Origin of the sequence: Bacillus sp. ES1-5, from assembly GCF_022487605.1 — a bacterium.
Lineage (GTDB): Bacteria > Bacillota > Bacilli > Bacillales > Bacillaceae_G > Bacillus_A > Bacillus_A wiedmannii.
The window spans coordinates 394,558-412,367 of sequence record NZ_JAKVPU010000002.1 but is presented as its reverse complement, the minus strand read 5'-3'; the positions used below and the strand labels follow the sequence as shown (position 1 = coordinate 412,367).

Below are 17,810 nucleotides of genomic sequence, written 5' to 3'. Positions count from 1 at the left end.
CCTTTCACTCGTATATAACTATTATTTCTTAAGTTATAAATTTCATTCGATAGAGTTTAAAAAGAAAAAAGATCACCCGTAAAGGTGATCTTTTTTATACTTCCATAATAATCGGTAAAATCATAGGTTTTCTCTTTGTCTCTTCGTACAAGAACTGCCCTAATAATTCACGAATATTTTGTTTTAACATAGACCATTCAATTGAATACTCTTTAATCGATTGCTCAACAATCATACGTACAATCTCTGTAGAGCGGTCAATTAACGCTTCTGATTCACGTACATACACAAAACCACGTGAAATGATTTCTGGACCAGAAACAATTTTCTTTTCATCTTTACCAAGTGTTACAACAACTACTAATATTCCATCTTGAGATAACATTTTTCTATCTCGAAGAACGATATTACCAACGTCACCTACACCTAATCCATCAATTAATACATTGCCCGCTTGCACTTTACCAACTAAGTTCGCTTCATCGTCACCAAAACCGATTACATCGCCTTTTTCTACGATAAAGATATTATCTCTTGCAATACCTACATCTTCAGCTAAATATGCATGTGCTTTTTGCATACGGAACTCACCATGTACGGGTACAAAATATTTCGGTTTCATTAAATTTAACATTAATTTTAATTCTTCTTGGCTACCGTGACCTGAAACGTGAACTTTTCTTTCACCGTAATAAATAACATCCGCCCCAGCTCTAAATAACAAGTCAATAATTTTCGATACAGATATTTCATTACCCGGAATTGGAGAAGCCGCAATAATAACCGTATCGCCTTTACGAATTGAAATTTGTTTATGAGCTTGCTTCGCCATTCTAGAAAGGGCTGCCATCGGTTCACCTTGGCTACCTGTCGTTAAAATAGCTACCTTTTTCTCTGGGAAATTGTCTACTTCTTGTAGTGAAATAACCATACCTTCTGGAACATCTAAATAACCAAGACGTCTTGCGATATCTACCACTTTCACCATACTACGCCCTACAACCGCTACTTTTCGTCCTGTTTCAGCAGCTGCATCAAATACTTGTTGAATACGATGTACATTCGATGCAAATGAAGCAACAATAATACGCCCTTCTGCGCCGTAGAACACTTTAGAAATTTCTACACCAACTTCTTTTTCAGAACCTGTATAGCCTGGACGCTCAGCATTTGTACTATCAGATAATAAGCACAGTACGCCTTCATTTCCGATTTGTGCCATTTTCCCAAGGTCTGCTCCACTATTTCCAATTGGAGTTTGATCGAATTTAAAGTCTCCCGTATATACGATAGCACCTTTTGATGTATGGAAACAAACACCAACAGAATCTGGAATACTATGTGTCGTTCCAAAGAATGACACCGTTGTAGTATTAAACTCTACTGTTGAATTTGAATCGATCGTTTTTAAGTCTACACGGCCTAACATACCCGCTTCGCCAAGTTTTTCTTGTATAAGTCCTACTGTTAATTTCGTTGCATACACTGGAATTGATAATTTACGAAGTACGTAAACAATGCCACCAATATGATCTTCATGACCGTGAGTAATAAATAAACCTTTTACTCGCTCTTGGTTTTCCACTAAATATGTAATATCAGGAATAACGATATCAATTCCAAACATTTCATCTCCCGGGAACATTAACCCTGCGTCTACAATAAAGATTTCAGAATCAATTTCAACACAGTACATGTTTTTCCCAATTTCACCTACTCCACCAAGAGCAAATACTTTAACAGACTCATTCTCTTTTCTCTTCATGTTGTTGCCTGGTTTAAAAATCTTTCAAACACTGATTTCACTAAAATTGCAGAGACACCAGGGGAAACTCTACAACCACCATATATTCACCGTCCAAGACGAATGTCCTTACCGTTATGCGATATCATGTCCTTGTTTATTTTTTAAACCAGGTTTCACCTCTCTTTCATTATATAAATCAAATATCTTATTCGATATGATATGAAAATGTAATCAAACTATAATTTTTACCAATTTTGCTAAGCATACCCGTACTAAGCTACTTAGCCATATTATACCTGATACAAGAAATAGAACACAAGTTAAATCGTGCGAAAGAGAAAGTAAAAGAACGGAATTACAACAAAAGTATCGAACGTATTTCCTTTATATTTGCTTCGATTTTGTACTCCATATTTTTTTGAAAAAATATCCATAAATACGCTACATTAATTTCATAATATGGATTTTCAAAACATATTTTTCTAGAATCGAACAAAAACACTTATAAAATGAAGCTTTTTTATGAATCACGTCACATTTGAGACAATCCCTCTAAAAAACAGAATCGATAGTTTATTACGTTTATACAAATGTTTATCCTATAATAACTATGTTTTTTTGATTCATTTAAAGGGGTACAATTATTTTCTTATACATGTTGCAATACATAATGAAAAAGCGATCAAACATATAGGATAATATGGTAAAAAAAGAACAACAAAGATTTTCATACCATAAAAAAATGACCTAGTGCTACACTAGGTCATTTTTTATTAACGAGGGATAGATTGCATAACAGATTGTAACGTTACTCTTTCTTCTTCTGTTAATGGAAGAAGTGGTAAACGTACAGAGCCTACATCTAATCCAACCATTTGTAACGCTGTTTTTACTGGCGTTGGGCTTGGCGCCATAAATAATGAATCCGTTACTCTTACAAGTAATTGATGTAATTTTTGCGCCTTTTTAAATTCTCCTGCTTGGAATGCTGCAATCATTTCTTGCATTTCATTTCCGATCACATGAGATGCTACAGAAACGATACCTTTCGCTCCAACTGCCATAGCTGGTAACGTTAAGCCGTCATCACCGCTGTATACTGCAAAGTCGTCCGCTGTTTTTTCAATGATTTCTGTCATTGTTAACACATCGCCGCCTGCATCTTTAATCGCAACAATGTTTTCTATTTCTGATAAACGAACAACTGTATCAACGGAGATTTGTACAATAGATCGTCCTGGAACGTTATATAGCATAACCGGAAGCGGCGTGCTTTCAGCAATTGCTTTAAAATGCTGATACATTCCTTCTTGACTCGGTTTGTTATAATACGGTGCTACTAGCATTACTGCATCAACACCAACCTCTGTTGCCTTTTTAGTTAAGTCAATAGAAGCATGCGTATTATTACTACCTGTTCCAGCGATTACGGGCACCCTTTTATCGACAACAGATACGACATGGCGATATAACGCTACTTTTTCTTCTGAAGTTAATGTAGGAGATTCTCCTGTCGTTCCTCCTACCACGATTGCTGTTGTACCGTTATCTATTAAATAATTTACCAATTTCGTTGTCTTTGCAAAATCGATATTTCCGTTTTTATCAAACGGAGTTACCATCGCGGTTGCAATTGTCCCAAAATCTATCATGGTCTCACTCCTTATTGTTCCAGTTGCTTTTCTTTTGAAAGCTCAAACGCACTATGTAATGCATTTACAGCCTCCACTAAATCAGTTTCTTTTACAAGAACCCAAATTGTCGTATGGCTATCTGCCGATTGCAAAATTTGAATACCTTTTTCCGCTAAAGCTGTAACGATTTTCGCAGTAACCCCTGGGTATCCTGCCATTCCAGCTCCTACAATAGATACTTTTGCACAATGCTCTGTCACAATTGGCTCATATCCAAGGTTTTTTAATAATTCAACTGCACGACTTGATACACTATCACTCACCGTATAAGCTACCCCAGTAGGTGAAATGTTAATTAAATCGACACTGATTCCTTCATTCGCCATTTCTTTAAACACATGCTGTTGTAAATCATATGCCGTTTCTTTTGCAAGCACTTTAATTTGCGTCACATTTGACACATGGGCGATACCTGTAACAGGACGTTCTTCTACATCACGGCCTTTTGTCGCACCGTCCGATGCTGAAATAAGCGTACCTTCACTATCAGAATACGTAGAACGTACACGAAGTGGTACTTTTGCATGCATCGCAATTTCAACTGCACGTGGATGAACGACTTTTGCACCTTGATATGCCATGTTACAAATTTCATTGTATGTTACCGTTTGAAGATGACGTGCATCTTTTACAATGCGAGGATCCGCAGTCATAACACCTTCTACATCTGTAAAGATATCAATAAATTCAGCATGAAGCGCAACACCTAATGCAGAAGCTGAAGTATCGCTACCTCCGCGTCCAAGTGTTGTCGTATCACCTTTTTTCGTTTGTCCTTGGAATCCTGTAACGACGATTACATCTAGATTTTCTAGCTCTTCATGTATACGATCGCAGTTCATTTCAATAATCTTAGCATTTGTAAAATCATCATTTGTTACAAAACCAGCTTGTGCACCATTTAATGCCGCTGCTTTTATACCGTTCTCATTTAACATGTTAGAGAAGACGATTGCTGAGATTAATTCTCCGCATGATAATAATAAATCTTGCTCACGATTAGAAATGCGAGATTCCTCTTGATTTACAAGACTTAACAAAGTATCAGTTGCATATGGTTCACCTTTACGGCCCATAGCAGATACGACAGTAACTACTTTATAACCCGCATCTAGCGATTTTTTTATATGATGAAGCGCATGCTTACGTCCATTTTCATCACGTACGGATGTGCCACCAAATTTTTGAACAATAATTTTCATATTTTGCACCTTCTCTTAGCCGTTTACACTAATTGTAATTTTACTAAGCGCTCTGCAATTTGAACAGAATTCCATGCAGCGCCTTTTAATAAGTTATCAGATACGACCCAAAGATGGAATCCTTTATCGTTATTTAAATCTTTACGGATTCTTCCAACGAATACTTCGTTTTTACCTACTGCAGTAGCTGGCATTGGATATAACTGCTCTTCTGGATTATCTTGCAGAACAATACCTTCCGCATTTGCAAGTAAGCTCTTGAATTCTTCTACTGTTACACCTTCTTTTTCTACTTCGATGTAAACAGACTCCGAGTGACCTGATACAACTGGTAAACGTACACATGTTGCCGCTACTTCTAATTCAGGCATATGCATAATTTTTTTCGTTTCATTAATCATTTTCATTTCTTCAAACGTAAATCCATTATCTTGGAATTTATCAATCTGTGGAATCGCGTTAAAAGCAATTTGGAAATGTTTTTTATCACCTGATACAGGTAAAACATTTGCCTTCACTTCTTCACCATTTAAGATTGCTTGTGATTGTTCATGAAGTTCTTCAATCGCTGCCGCACCAGCACCTGATACAGCTTGATATGTGGAAACGATTACTCGTTTTAAACCATATTGCTGACGAACTGGCTCAAGAGCTACTACCATTTGAATTGTAGAACAGTTTGGATTTGCAATAATACCATTATGTTCTTTTAAGTCGTTTTCATTTACTTCAGGTACAACAAGTGGCACGTTTTCTGTCATACGGAATGCACTTGTATTATCAACAACAATCGCACCGCGTTTTGCTGCTTCTGGCGCTAATTGTTTTGATACAGATCCACCAGCACTAAATAGTGCGATATCTACTCCTTCAAAACTTTCAGGAGTTGCCTCTTGAACTGTAAATTCTTCGCCTTTAAATACAAGTTTCTTACCTGCAGATCGTTTAGATGAAAGTAACGTTAACTTCCCGATTGGAAATTCTCGTTTCTCTAAAGTATTTAACATTTGTTCACCAACTGCGCCGGTTGCTCCAACTACAGCGACATGAAAAGTTTTTTGCTTTTCCATCACTATGCCCCTTTCTAGATACCAATCCTTCTATAACTTAGAATCAGAAGGAGTATACAATACCCCTTCTAATCTTAATAACGTTAATTTTATCATATTCTACAGTAAGAATGATGGTTTCATCAAAAATTGTCCGTTTTTTTTCGTTTTTTAATTCATATATCTGAATTTTTCTACGACAACCGGTTGCAATTGCTTCCCTTGCAGCGCTTCTAACACTGTATCTTCAAGTAGCTCCATGCGAGCTACCATTGAGTTCGGTTTTTTCTCTGGTGCATCTTGACCGAATGGGACGAAGTAGATGTTTTTTGTTGCCATTAGGCGCATGAGATTTACCCCATTAAGCCCTAAAGCATCATTCGTCGAAACAGCCAACACGACAGGCTTGCCATTTCTTAGCGTCGCTTTTGCTGCCATTAATACTGGAGAATCTGTCATTGCATTTGCAAATTTACTCATAGAATTTCCTGTTAGTGGTGCAATCACCATACAATCTAGTGGAATTTTAGGTCCTAGTGGTTCTGCACCAACGATGGAATTAATCGCTTTAAAGCCTGTTACTTCTTCAATCTTTTTAATCCACTCTGCTCCTTCGCCAAATCTCGTATTTGTTGATTGAACAGTGTAAGAAACAACGGGGCGTACTTCTGCTCCCTCAGCAATTAATTTTTCTAAATGAGGCATTACTTCTTCGTACGTACAATGTGAACCAGTAAAACCAAATCCTATTCTTTTCCCTTTTAAGTTCATTCCCCATTCTCCTTTCTTGCTATTACGTCTTCTGCTAGTAACTGAGAAAGAACGTTCGCTAAAATTTGTCCTGCTGTTTTTGGAGCAACAATACCTGGTAATCCAGGTGCTAACAGCGCTTTGACTCCTCTTTTTTCCGCATATCTAAAGTCGGTACCGCCTGGTTTAGAAGCTAAATCAATTACTAACGTATGAGCTGGCATTTTTGAAATGACATTCGCTGTCACGACGAGATGCGGAATTGTATTAATGACAATATCGATATTTCCTACTTCTTTCTCAATGTTTTGCATATGAAAAGGAGAAAACATCATTTCTGTAATACGTGCAATATGTTCCGATCGTCTTGCTCCAACTTTGACATGGGCTCCTAATGATTGAAATGCTCTGGCAACACTCATCCCTGTTCTACCAAATCCTAAAACCATTACATTGGAACCATGAATTGTATAGTCGGTATGTTGAATTACCATCATTAATGTACCTTCTACAGTTGGAATAGAATTGTAGATTGCCACATCATCACGATCAAATAATTTAACAAGTTTGCGGTTTGTAGTAGATACGAGTTTTTCCAAGTAAGGCGTACCAATACCTGAATATATAGTAAAGTGTTCTGGTGTATTTTCAATTTGTTCTTTCGTTATAGAAACTTTTTCGTTTGAAAAAATAGTATCTACTTCTCCCTTGGCATTTGTGCCTGCAACTGGCAAAATAATTGCATCTACAGAAGTGAAATCTAAATTTTGTATACTTTCTTTTGCTGCCCCTGTGAAGCCATGATCTAACTGATCAAACCCTATCAATGAAAGTTTCGCATCCAATTCAACTAGTTTGCGAATTACTTCTAGCTGTCTTGCATCTCCTCCTATGACAGCAATATGCATCTCAGTCAACATTCCCTAATTCACCTTCTTTTTCTGTCATTTATAAGAAAAGTGCCTACTTTTTCTTTTTCCTCCACATCATATGTAATGTACGAGTTTTAGGTGATTGAAAAACAAAAAGCACGTATGATTTATCCCGCTATTTGTACGCAGTTAGACCCCACCTCAACATTCGGCATATGAGAGGACATTATACGGGAAATTGATTTCCGGTATAAGCTCGATTCATGTGAGCTTTTACTCAGCGGCGAATGAACAAAAAAAGATGACCAAAATGGCCATCTTTCAATTCGAATTTGAACGATCCGTAATATCACAAAGGATCATATCATGCCCCACTTTCTTAATTTGACTCCACGTTACTCTTACTTCTTGTGGTTCCTTTTTAAAACCTCCCCATTTCCCAGTCGGTATGATAAGAGCCTGTATTTGCCCATTCTTCTCATCGATTTCTAAATCCACATGGCCTAAAACTCCCATTTTTTCTGCTCTTTCTAAATTTACGATTTCTTTACTACTTAATTCGCTTAAACGCATACACTCTCCCCCTACCGAATTATGAATTTAAGTTATCCATAATTAGTACCTATTCTGTATATCCCAAAAAAATAACCGTATCTCTTTTAAAAGAGATACGGTTATTTTTACATACTTCATATAAAGCAATTATAGTTTTATTCCTTTTGGAAGTTTTCCATCTGGACTAATTAATGCTGCAGAGAATTCATCTGTAAACATGTTACGAATTAACTCATCAACATTTTCTTTTGTTACTGTGTTTACACTTTCAATAATCTCATCAAGTGAACGATGCTTACGAAGTAGCAATTCATTTTTACCATTACGGCTCATACGGCTATTCGTACTTTCTAAACTTAACATTAAGTTTCCTTTTAATTGCTCTTTACTATTAATAAGCTCTTTTTCTGTAATACCTGTATTTTTCAATGTGTCTAATGTTTCTTGCATTGTTTCATACAGTGTATCTAATTGTTGGCTACCTGTTCCACCATACAGTGTTAACATACCTGTATCTTCATAAGAAGAATGGTAAGAAAATACTGAATAGGCTAACCCGCGTTGCTCACGTACTTCTTGGAATAAACGGCTACTCATACTACCGCCTAAAACGTTATTTAATACAATTAAGTTATAAATATCTTCGTGTCCCATTTGTAAGCCTTTATATCCTAAACATAAATGAGCTTGTTCTGTTTCCTTTTTACGTGCTACTTTATTAAAATGGAAAATTGGGCTATGTACTTGTTCACGGTTTGTTGTTCCTTCATAACTACCGAAATATTGCTCTACCGTTTGTAAGAAGGCTTCATCAATATTTCCTGCAACTGAAACAACTACATTTTCAGGTGTGTAATGATCCTTAATATATTGGCGTAGCGTATCACCTGTAAACGTATCAAGCGTTTCTTCTGTTCCTAAAATAGGATATCCAAGTGGATGCGTTTCATATGTTGCTTTCGTTAACATATCATGCACAATATCATCTGGAGCATCTTCATACATTTTAATTTCTTCACATACGACATTCTTCTCTTTTTTCAGTTCTTCCTCATCAAATGTTGAATTAAAGAACATATCTGCTAATACATCTAAAGCATATTTAGCATGCTCATCTAGCACTTTTGCATAGTAACAAGTGTATTCTTTTGAAGTAAAAGCATTCACTTGCCCACCAATGCTATCAAATGATTCTGCAATTTCGCGTGCACTACGTGTTTCTGTCCCTTTAAAGAACATATGCTCTAAAAAGTGGGAAACCCCATTATTTTTTTCATTTTCATTTCTTGATCCCGCATGGATCCAAATACCAATCGCAACCGATCTTACGGTTGGTATATTCTCCATAACGATTCTTACACCATTTTTACAAGTATATTTTTTAATCAAAAACTTTCCTCCTACTGCCAGTTTCTCTAAATAAGTGCTATTATTTAATGATAACAAGTTTAAGGATGAATGTCATGCAAATGTATTTAATCCACACGTTTTTCATCCAGTAATTCTGTTATATTCCCTACTTTATATCCTTGTTCCTTCAATTTTGTAATCATTGTATCTAATGCTTCTGCTGTAGATGAAGTTGGATGCATTAATACGATAGCACCTGGATGTATTTTTCTCATCACTCTCTGCAATAGTACATCTGGATCCGGTCGCTTCCAATCAATTGTATCTACAGTCCACATAATCGTTCCCATTTGGAAATCATCTGCAATTTTCACGACTTCATCCCGAAAACTTCCACTCGGCGGAGCAAACCATCTTACCTTTTGATTCGTAGCTGCTTCGATCATTCGATTGGTTTTTTGTAACTGATCTCGTATTTCATCAGAAGATAGCGTTTTCATATTAGGATGTGTGTAAGAATGATTTCCAACTTCTTGATTTGCATCGACAATCATTTTTGCAAATCGTAAATTTTCTTTCACCCAACGTCCTTCTAAAAAGAAAGTCGCCTTCACATCATGTTTTTTCAATATTTCTAATATACGAGGCAAATACTCGTTTCCCCACGCCACATTTATTGTTAATCCCACCATCTTTTTATTTGGATGTCCCCTATAAATTGGAGCTGGTGATAAATCTTCTAAGTGGACACCCGGTGATACTTCCCTAAATTCCAGATATTTTTGATCAAATTTCTTTAGCTTCTTCATATTATTATAGGATGCTTCGATATCAACTTTTCTTCCATTATATCCTGGTGTTGATTTCCATATTTTATCAATCATCGCATTTTGAGGTGCAATCTCATATTGTTTTGCATGTTTTTGAATTTCTTCATACAAATTATCCTGTGCAAAAACGGAATAAGAGCCTACACTGACATATAAAAAGAATATACATATGTATGCCAATATACGAGCTTTCATATAAACCCTCCCATTAACTATATAAAAACCTTTTTTCTTCTTATCTTTGTTAATTTGAGCGTTATAATGAAAACTATACCTATACTGACATAAAAATATATATAAACCATATTTTTTACATAACAAAAAAAGCCAGTTTAACTGGCTTTTACTTATTGCTGCTCTTGTTTGTTTTCTTCTTTAGCAGCTTCTTTTTCTTGCTCTTCTTTTAGCAATACTTTTCTAGATAGATTCACGCGACCTTGCTTGTCAATCTCGATAACTTTAACTGTAATTACATCACCGATTTTCACAACGTCTTCTACTTTACCTACACGCTCAAGTGCAAGTTCAGAAATGTGCACTAATCCGTCTTTACCGCTGAATAATTCAACGAAAGCACCGAATTTCTCAACACGTTTCACTTTTCCTTCGTAGATTTCATCTACTTGTACTTCGCGAACGATATCTTCGATAATTTTCTTAGCTTTGTCATTCATTTCTTGATTTATTGAAGAAATGAATACTGTACCATCTTGCTCGATGTCAATTTTAACGCCAGTTTCTTCAATAATTTTATTGATTTGTTTACCGCTCGGCCCAATAACGTCACGGATTTTATCTGGGTTAATTGTCATTGTAATGATCTTTGGAGCATAAGCTGATAATTCAGTACGTGGCTCTGCAATAACAGATAACATATGATTTAGAATGTGCACACGACCAACTTTCGCCTGTTGTAATGCCTCTTCTAAAATTTCACGAGATAGACCATCGATTTTAATGTCCATTTGCAGTGCAGTTACACCTTTTGCTGTACCTGCTACTTTAAAGTCCATATCACCTAAATGATCTTCCATACCTTGAATATCAGATAAAATTGTGTAATGCTCACCAGTTTTAACTAGACCCATTGCAATACCTGCAACTGGAGCTTTAAGTGGAACACCAGCATCCATCATTGCTAAAGTACTACCACAAATACTTGCTTGTGAAGTAGAACCATTTGATTCTAAAACTTCAGATACAAGACGTACTGTATATGGGAAATCTTTTTCAGATGGAATTACAGGCTCAAGAGCACGTTCTCCTAGTGCACCGTGACCAATTTCACGACGACCTGGTCCACGCATCGGTCTTGTTTCACCAACACTAAATGATGGGAAATTGTAATGGTGCATAAAGCGTTTTGATTCTTCTACACCAAGACCATCTAAAATTTGCACATCGCCTAATGCACCTAATGTACAAATACTTAATGCTTGTGTTTGTCCACGTGTGAATAAACCAGAACCGTGTGTACGAGATAAAATACCAACCTCTGATGCTAATGGACGGATTTCGTCACCTTTACGGCCATCTGGGCGGATTTTTTCAACTGTAATAAGACGACGTACTTCTTCTTTTACAATTTTATATAAAATCTCACTTACTTGTCCTAATGTATCAGCGTCAGCTTCCTGCGCTTCGTAATGCTCAATTACACGCTTTTTCACTTCGTTAATTGCATCTTCACGTGCATGTTTCTCATGTACTTGAATTGCAGAATGCATATCCTTCTCAGACATTTCACGTACAGCTTGATTAAGATCAGCGTCAACTTCATAAAGTTTCACTTCTGTTTTCTCTTTACCTACAGCTTGTACAATCTCTTCTTGGAATGCAATTAGACGTTTAATTTCGTCATGTCCAAACATAATTGCTTCTAACATTGTTTCTTCAGGCACTTGATCTGCTCCTGCTTCAACCATGTTAATTGCATCTTTCGTACCAGCCACAACAAGGTGAATATCACTTTGTTCTTGCTGTTCTACTGTTGGATTAATAACGAATTCTCCGTTAATACGACCAACTGTTGCACCCGCGATTGGGCCTTCAAATGGAATATCTGAAATCGATAACGCTAATGAAGAACCAAGCATAGCTGCCATTTCAGAAGAACAATCTTGATCAACACTCATTACAATACTGACAACTTGTACTTCGTTACGGAAACCATCTGCGAAAAGTGGACGAATTGGGCGGTCGATTAAACGACTTGCCAAAATTGCTTTTTCACTCGGACGACCTTCACGTTTAATGAAACCGCCAGGAATTTTTCCGACTGCATATAAACGCTCTTCATAGTTTACTGTAAGTGGGAAGAAATCTACATTTTTTGGTTCTTTTGATGCAGTTGCTGTAGATAGAACCGCTGTATCGCCATATCTTACTAATACTGCTCCGTTCGCTTGCTTCGCAAGCTGACTTGTTTCAACTGTTAGCTGGCGACCAGCTAAATCTATCGAGAAGACTTGCTTTTCTTGACTCATTTAAGTACCCCTCTCAATTTAAAGTATTCAATTCTTCTATGTAAATGGATAGTATATCACAATATTCTACCTCTAGTATTACCGAAAATGAAGTAAGCTATAAAGGGTAGAAGATATATTTTTACCTAACAAAAAAGCGGGAATATTCCCGCTTCTTTGACTATCGACGTAAGCCAAGCTTTGTGATTAATTCACGGTAACGTGTGATATCGCTATTACGAAGGTAAGTTAGTAAGTTACGACGTTTACCAACCATCTTTAATAGACCACGACGTGAATGATGATCTTTCTTGTGAGTACGTAAGTGCTCGTTTAGAGTGTTAATTTGCTCCGTTAGGACAGCAATTTGAACCTCTGGAGAACCAGTATCAGTCTCATGAGTTCTAAATTGTGCAATGATTTCATTTTTACGCTCTTGTGTTAAAGCCATCCTATTTCACCTCCTATTAATTAAACCCCCAATTACCTAGCAAGCGTCGGTGAGTCGCAATGCCAAGCAATGGTTGTCATAAAGTACATAACATAGAATACTACTTTTCATTTGAAAAAGCAAGTATATTCTTTTCGTTCGCAAAATATTCTTGTGCTGTTTTCTTATCTTTTGCAATTTGTTCAACTAATTCATCGATGCCATTGAATTTCTTCTCTTCTCTTATACGCATATGCCACTCTACTGTAACGTTTTGATCATATATGTCTTTGTTAAATTCAAATAAGTGCACTTCAATAGATAATTGACGCTCATCTTCTTTAAAAGTTGGTTTATATCCAATATTACATACACCATCGTACCATTCATCGTGAACTTTTAATCTCACTGCATAAACACCTACAGGTGGTAATAGATACTCATCACTTAAACCTACATTAGCTGTGGGAAAACCAATTTGGCGTCCACGCTTATCACCGTGTACAACCGTTCCCCCTACTGTATATGCTCTACCTAAAATAGATGGAATTTGTTCCATTTCGCCATTTCGAATTAACTTTCGTAATGCTGTAGAACTTACTTTCTCTTCTTGAAATTCAACTTTTTCAATCACAGTCTGTGTAAACTCCCCTCTTGCATGAAATGGTAAAGTCTCCATCTTTCCTTTTCCTAAACGTCCATATGAATAATCAAACCCTGCTACTACATGCTTTACATTCAAACCAATAATATAATCATCTACAAATTGTTGTGGCAATAAGCCTGCAAACGATTCATCAAATTTAATAACATATAATATATCGATCCCTAAGTTTTCGACTATTTTTTCTTTATCACACATTGGTGTAATATACTCCGCATGCGCTTCCTTTTTTCCTAAAACAACAGATGGGTGCGGATAAAATGTCATAACTGCACTTTTATATCCTCGTTCATCAGCTATTTGTTTCGCAGTTCGAATCACACATTGATGTCCTAAATGAATGCCATCAAAAAATCCTAATGCCATTACAGTAGGTGGTAATTCTAATTTTTTTTGTTCATGTGGATGAGTTAAATGAATAAGTTTCACGCTTGAATTCACCTTTTTCTGTAATAATCCTTCCAATAATTCATTATAGCTTTAGTTCTTGATTATTCACAAGTACTTTCATCGGCTTTAGCATACCAGGGTGTTTTGGATGGTGCTCAAAAATTGCAAGGCAGCGATCATTTTTATCAAACACTGTTATAAATGGCGCTGTTATTTGCAATTCATTTTTTAAGAACATACCATTCTTTATTTTCTCTGCTTGCTTTTCATCTACAACCATTTTCGGGAACTTACTTAACGCTTCATCAATTGAAATGAAGATAGACTCTACTGTTCCATTTTGCACGTTTTCTTCAATTTCTTCAAATGATATGCAATCTTCTAATAAAAATTCACCAGAAGCTGTTCTTACAAGGTGAGACATATGTGATGGAAAACCAAATTTTTCACCAATCATTACTGCTAACGTTCTTACATATGTCCCTTTACTACAAGTTACACGGAAACGAAATGAAATATTTTCCCCCTCAAACACTTCACGGTCATCTAGTAATACAAATTCATGAATTGTAATTGTACGAACTGGACGTTCAACTTCTTGTCCTGCTCTTGCATATTCATATAATTTTTTCCCGTTAACTTTTACAGCTGAAAACATCGGAGGCATTTGTTCAATCGTACCTGTTAATGCAGCAAGAGCTCCTTCTACTTCCTTACGAGTAATAACACGATCTACATTTTTCGTTTCAACAACTTCACCAGAAGCATCTTCAGTTGTCGTTGAAAACCCAAGTGTTACTTCACCTTCATATGTTTTCGTCTCACTTGTTAAAAATTGTGCAATCTTCGTTGCTCGTCCTACACAAATAGGTAATACTCCGGTTACATCTGGATCTAATGTTCCTGTATGACCAATTCGTTTCTCACGCAATATCTTTCTTAATTTAAATACACAATCATGTGATGTCATGCCTTTTGGCTTATGTAATAATACTACACCTTCCATATATGTTCACCTCATCATAATTCTTTCATAGTAATTATCCAAAATTAATTTTGCATTGAAAAAATGGATAGACAAATGTCTATCCATTATTCTTCACGTTTACCGTCTTTATTAATTTGATGTAAAAGTGTATCAATTCGATGACCATATCCGATAGACTCATCAAACTCAAAGGAAATTTCCGGTGTTTTACGAAGACGAATACGCTGGCCAATTTCTGAACGAATGAAGCCTTTTGCCTTCGCTAAACCTTTTAATGTACTTTCTTTCTGCTCTTCATCACCTAAAACAGAAATATATACTGTAGCAATTTGTAAATCTCCACTCACTTGTACATCTGTTACTGTAACAAATCCAACACGTGGATCTTTAATTTTACGACTGATGATGTCGCCTAATTCTTTTTTCATTTGCTCGCCTACACGGTTTGCACGTAATTTCATAACTCTTCACCTCATTCAATACCATTCCAATTGTGTTATTGTACGTTCAATTTCAGGAAATGAATCGATGTACTCGAGTACACGATTCATTTCTTTTTCACAAATAACACGATTAGAGGATACAGAAACAATTGCAATTTCTGTACGTTGCCATACATCTTGATGCCCTACTTCTGAAACAGCTACATTATAACGCTGCTTCACACGAGTTAGCACCCGTTGCAAAATTGCTCGTTTCTCTTTTAAAGAATGCACATCGTAAATCATACACTCGAATGAGAGTGAAGCGATAATCATCGCTTCACTTCTTCCATAATGTACGCTTCAATGATGTCCCCTTCTTTAAGATCATTATATCTTTCAATTGTAATACCACACTCATAGTTTTGTGCAACTTCTTTTACGTCGTCTTTGAAACGTTTTAACGTATCAAGTTGTCCTTCAAAAATTACTACGCCATCACGGATAATACGCACGCCACTATCACGTGTAATTTTACCGTCAATTACGTAACAACCTGCGATTGTTCCAACTTTTGTTACTTTGAATGTTTGGCGTACTTCCGCTTGACCGATTACTTTTTCTTCGAATTCTGGATCCAGCATACCTTGCATTGCTGATTCGATTTCTTCGATTACTTTATAGATAATACGGTGTAAACGAACATCAACATTCTCTAATTCAGCTGTACGCTTCGCATTCACATCAGGGCGTACGTTAAATCCAATTACAATTGCATTAGATGCAGAAGCTAAAATAACATCAGATTCTGTAATCGCACCTACGCCTGTATGGATAATTTTAACTTTAACACCTTCAACATCAATTTTACGAAGTGACGCTGCCATTGCTTCTACAGAACCTTGTACGTCTGCTTTCACAATTAAGTTAATTTCTTTTACATCGCCTTCTTGGATTTGTTGGAATAAATCTTCAAGGCTTAATTTAGATTTTTCACCACGTTGAGCAAGTAACGCTTCTTGTGCACGTGATTCACCGATTTGACGAGCTTTCTTCTCATCAGCGAATGCCATGAAACGATCTCCCGCTTGTGGTACTTCGTTTAAGCCTGTAATTTCAACAGGAGTCGATGGACCAGCAACTTTTACACGACGACCAATATCACTTACCATTGCACGAACACGTCCGAATGAAGTACCAACAACGATTGGATCTCCAACTCGAAGTGTACCGTTTTGAACAAGTAATGTCGCGATAGTTCCTTTACCTTTATCAAGCTGTGCTTCAATTACAGTACCAGCTGCATAGCGGTTTGGATTTGCTTTATATTCTTCCACTTCACTTACAAGAAGAATCATTTCTAGTAAGTTGTCAATTCCTTCACCTTGAATTGCAGAAATTGGTACGAAAATTGTATCTCCGCCCCAAGCTTCTGGAACTAATTCATATTCTGTTAATTCTTGCATTACACGATCAGGATTTGCCGCTGGTTTATCCATTTTATTCACAGCTACAATAATTGGTACTCCAGCTGCTTTCGCATGGCTAATCGCTTCAACTGTTTGTGGCATAACACCGTCATCAGCTGCAACAACAAGGATTGTAATATCCGTTACTTGCGCACCACGAGCACGCATCGTTGTAAATGCCGCGTGACCTGGTGTATCTAAGAACGTAATTTTCTTATCATTTACATCAACTTGGTATGCACCAATATGCTGAGTAATTCCACCAGCTTCGCCTGCAGTTACTTTTGAATTACGGATAGAGTCAAGTAAAGTTGTTTTACCATGGTCAACGTGCCCCATAATTGTAACTACAGCTGGACGCTCTTTTAAGTTCTCTTCATCATCTTGCTCATCGATGAATGTTTCAAATTCAGTTTCACTTACAACTACTTCTTCTTCTACTTCAATACCATAATCAGTAGCAATTAACTCAATTGTATCTTTATCTAAGTCTTGGTTAATTGTTGCCATAATTCCTAGCATGAAGAGCTTCTTAATAATTTCAGATGGCTCTTTGCTTAATTTTTTAGCAAGTTCACCTACTGTAAGGCTTCCAGAGAAAGTAATTTTATCTGGTGTTTCTACTATTTGCGTTTGTTGTCTTCCAGCAAAGTTATCTTGACGTTTGTCTTCAGTTCCTTTGCCTTTTTTCTTCTTCTTATTGCTGTTCTTTTTACTGCGAACAACTTTCTCTTCTACTTCAAACTCATCTGCAACAGAAGGTTTTTCCGCTTCAGTGTTATATTCATTATCTAATTTGTTTACTACTTCATCTTCTAACATTGTCATATGATTCGAAACCTCGATATTCATCTCTTTTAGTTTTGTCATAAGATCTTTACTTGAGATATTATTTTTTTTTGCATATTCATGTACTCGAATTTTACTCATACC

The 17,810-nt window shown here is 36.4% G+C and carries 16 protein-coding genes; all 16 read right to left on the bottom strand.

The window, feature by feature from the left end; translation table 11 throughout:
* Nucleotides 1-94: 94 nt before the first annotated feature.
* Entirely contained in the window at nucleotides 95-1,765 is a 1,671-nt protein-coding gene (locus tag MKO96_RS11895; RefSeq protein WP_240587524.1) for a ribonuclease J, read from the bottom strand.
* Nucleotides 1,766-2,520: 755 nt separating this feature from the next.
* Nucleotides 2,521-3,399 (bottom strand): 4-hydroxy-tetrahydrodipicolinate synthase, encoded by an 879-nt coding sequence (gene dapA, locus MKO96_RS11890; RefSeq protein ID WP_000564777.1) that lies wholly within the window; start codon nucleotides 3,397-3,399, stop codon nucleotides 2,521-2,523.
* 11 nt (nucleotides 3,400-3,410) lie between these two features.
* Nucleotides 3,411-4,643, bottom strand: coding sequence for an aspartate kinase (gene dapG / locus MKO96_RS11885; RefSeq protein ID WP_000692477.1), 1,233 nt, complete (start codon nucleotides 4,641-4,643; stop codon nucleotides 3,411-3,413).
* 23 nt (nucleotides 4,644-4,666) lie between these two features.
* Nucleotides 4,667-5,713, bottom strand: a complete 1,047-nt coding sequence (asd, locus tag MKO96_RS11880; RefSeq protein ID WP_000414854.1) for an aspartate-semialdehyde dehydrogenase — start codon at nucleotides 5,711-5,713, stop codon at nucleotides 4,667-4,669.
* A 150-nt stretch (nucleotides 5,714-5,863) separates the two neighbouring features.
* Nucleotides 5,864-6,463 (bottom strand): dipicolinate synthase subunit B, encoded by a 600-nt coding sequence (dpaB, locus tag MKO96_RS11875; protein ID WP_001049480.1) that lies wholly within the window; start codon nucleotides 6,461-6,463, stop codon nucleotides 5,864-5,866.
* Nucleotides 6,460-7,362 carry a dipicolinic acid synthetase subunit A gene (gene dpaA / locus MKO96_RS11870; RefSeq protein WP_098156361.1) on the bottom strand — a complete coding sequence of 301 codons (903 nt, stop codon included), beginning with the start codon at nucleotides 7,360-7,362 and terminating at the stop codon, nucleotides 6,460-6,462. Before dpaA ends, dpaB begins: the two co-directional genes overlap by 4 nt.
* A gap of 273 nt (nucleotides 7,363-7,635) precedes the next feature.
* Nucleotides 7,636-7,887 (bottom strand): YlmC/YmxH family sporulation protein, encoded by a 252-nt coding sequence (locus tag MKO96_RS11865; RefSeq protein ID WP_240587523.1) that lies wholly within the window; start codon nucleotides 7,885-7,887, stop codon nucleotides 7,636-7,638.
* Between the two features lie 129 nt (nucleotides 7,888-8,016).
* The gene (locus tag MKO96_RS11860; RefSeq protein WP_000593005.1) at nucleotides 8,017-9,258 is read right to left on the bottom strand and encodes a M16 family metallopeptidase; all 1,242 of its coding nucleotides are present in this window, start codon (nucleotides 9,256-9,258) and stop codon (nucleotides 8,017-8,019) included.
* Nucleotides 9,259-9,344: 86 nt separating this feature from the next.
* Nucleotides 9,345-10,244 carry a polysaccharide deacetylase family protein gene (locus tag MKO96_RS11855; RefSeq protein WP_240587522.1) on the bottom strand — a complete coding sequence of 300 codons (900 nt, stop codon included), beginning with the start codon at nucleotides 10,242-10,244 and terminating at the stop codon, nucleotides 9,345-9,347.
* Nucleotides 10,245-10,396: 152 nt separating this feature from the next.
* Nucleotides 10,397-12,535, bottom strand: a complete 2,139-nt coding sequence (pnp, locus tag MKO96_RS11850; protein ID WP_240587521.1) for a polyribonucleotide nucleotidyltransferase — start codon at nucleotides 12,533-12,535, stop codon at nucleotides 10,397-10,399.
* Between the two features lie 160 nt (nucleotides 12,536-12,695).
* Nucleotides 12,696-12,965 (bottom strand): 30S ribosomal protein S15, encoded by a 270-nt coding sequence (gene rpsO, locus MKO96_RS11845; RefSeq protein WP_001229392.1) that lies wholly within the window; start codon nucleotides 12,963-12,965, stop codon nucleotides 12,696-12,698.
* Nucleotides 12,966-13,065: 100 nt separating this feature from the next.
* Complete coding sequence (gene ribF, locus MKO96_RS11840; protein WP_088097483.1) at nucleotides 13,066-14,037, bottom strand: bifunctional riboflavin kinase/FAD synthetase; 972 nt, start codon at nucleotides 14,035-14,037, stop codon at nucleotides 13,066-13,068.
* Nucleotides 14,038-14,080: 43 nt separating this feature from the next.
* Entirely contained in the window at nucleotides 14,081-15,004 is a 924-nt protein-coding gene (gene truB / locus MKO96_RS11835; RefSeq protein ID WP_240587520.1) for a tRNA pseudouridine(55) synthase TruB, read from the bottom strand.
* Between the two features lie 86 nt (nucleotides 15,005-15,090).
* The gene (gene rbfA, locus MKO96_RS11830) at nucleotides 15,091-15,447 is read right to left on the bottom strand and encodes a 30S ribosome-binding factor RbfA (protein WP_000776445.1); all 357 of its coding nucleotides are present in this window, start codon (nucleotides 15,445-15,447) and stop codon (nucleotides 15,091-15,093) included.
* Between the two features lie 15 nt (nucleotides 15,448-15,462).
* Nucleotides 15,463-15,744: a DUF503 domain-containing protein gene (locus MKO96_RS11825; protein ID WP_000582364.1), complete on the bottom strand. Its 282-nt coding sequence runs from the start codon at nucleotides 15,742-15,744 to the stop codon at nucleotides 15,463-15,465.
* A complete protein-coding gene (gene infB, locus MKO96_RS11820) occupies nucleotides 15,741-17,807 on the bottom strand; it encodes a translation initiation factor IF-2 (RefSeq protein WP_076539681.1) in 2,067 nt (688 codons plus the stop codon). The genes MKO96_RS11825 and infB overlap by 4 nt, the downstream gene beginning before the upstream one ends.
* Between the last annotated feature and the right edge of the window lie 3 nt (nucleotides 17,808-17,810).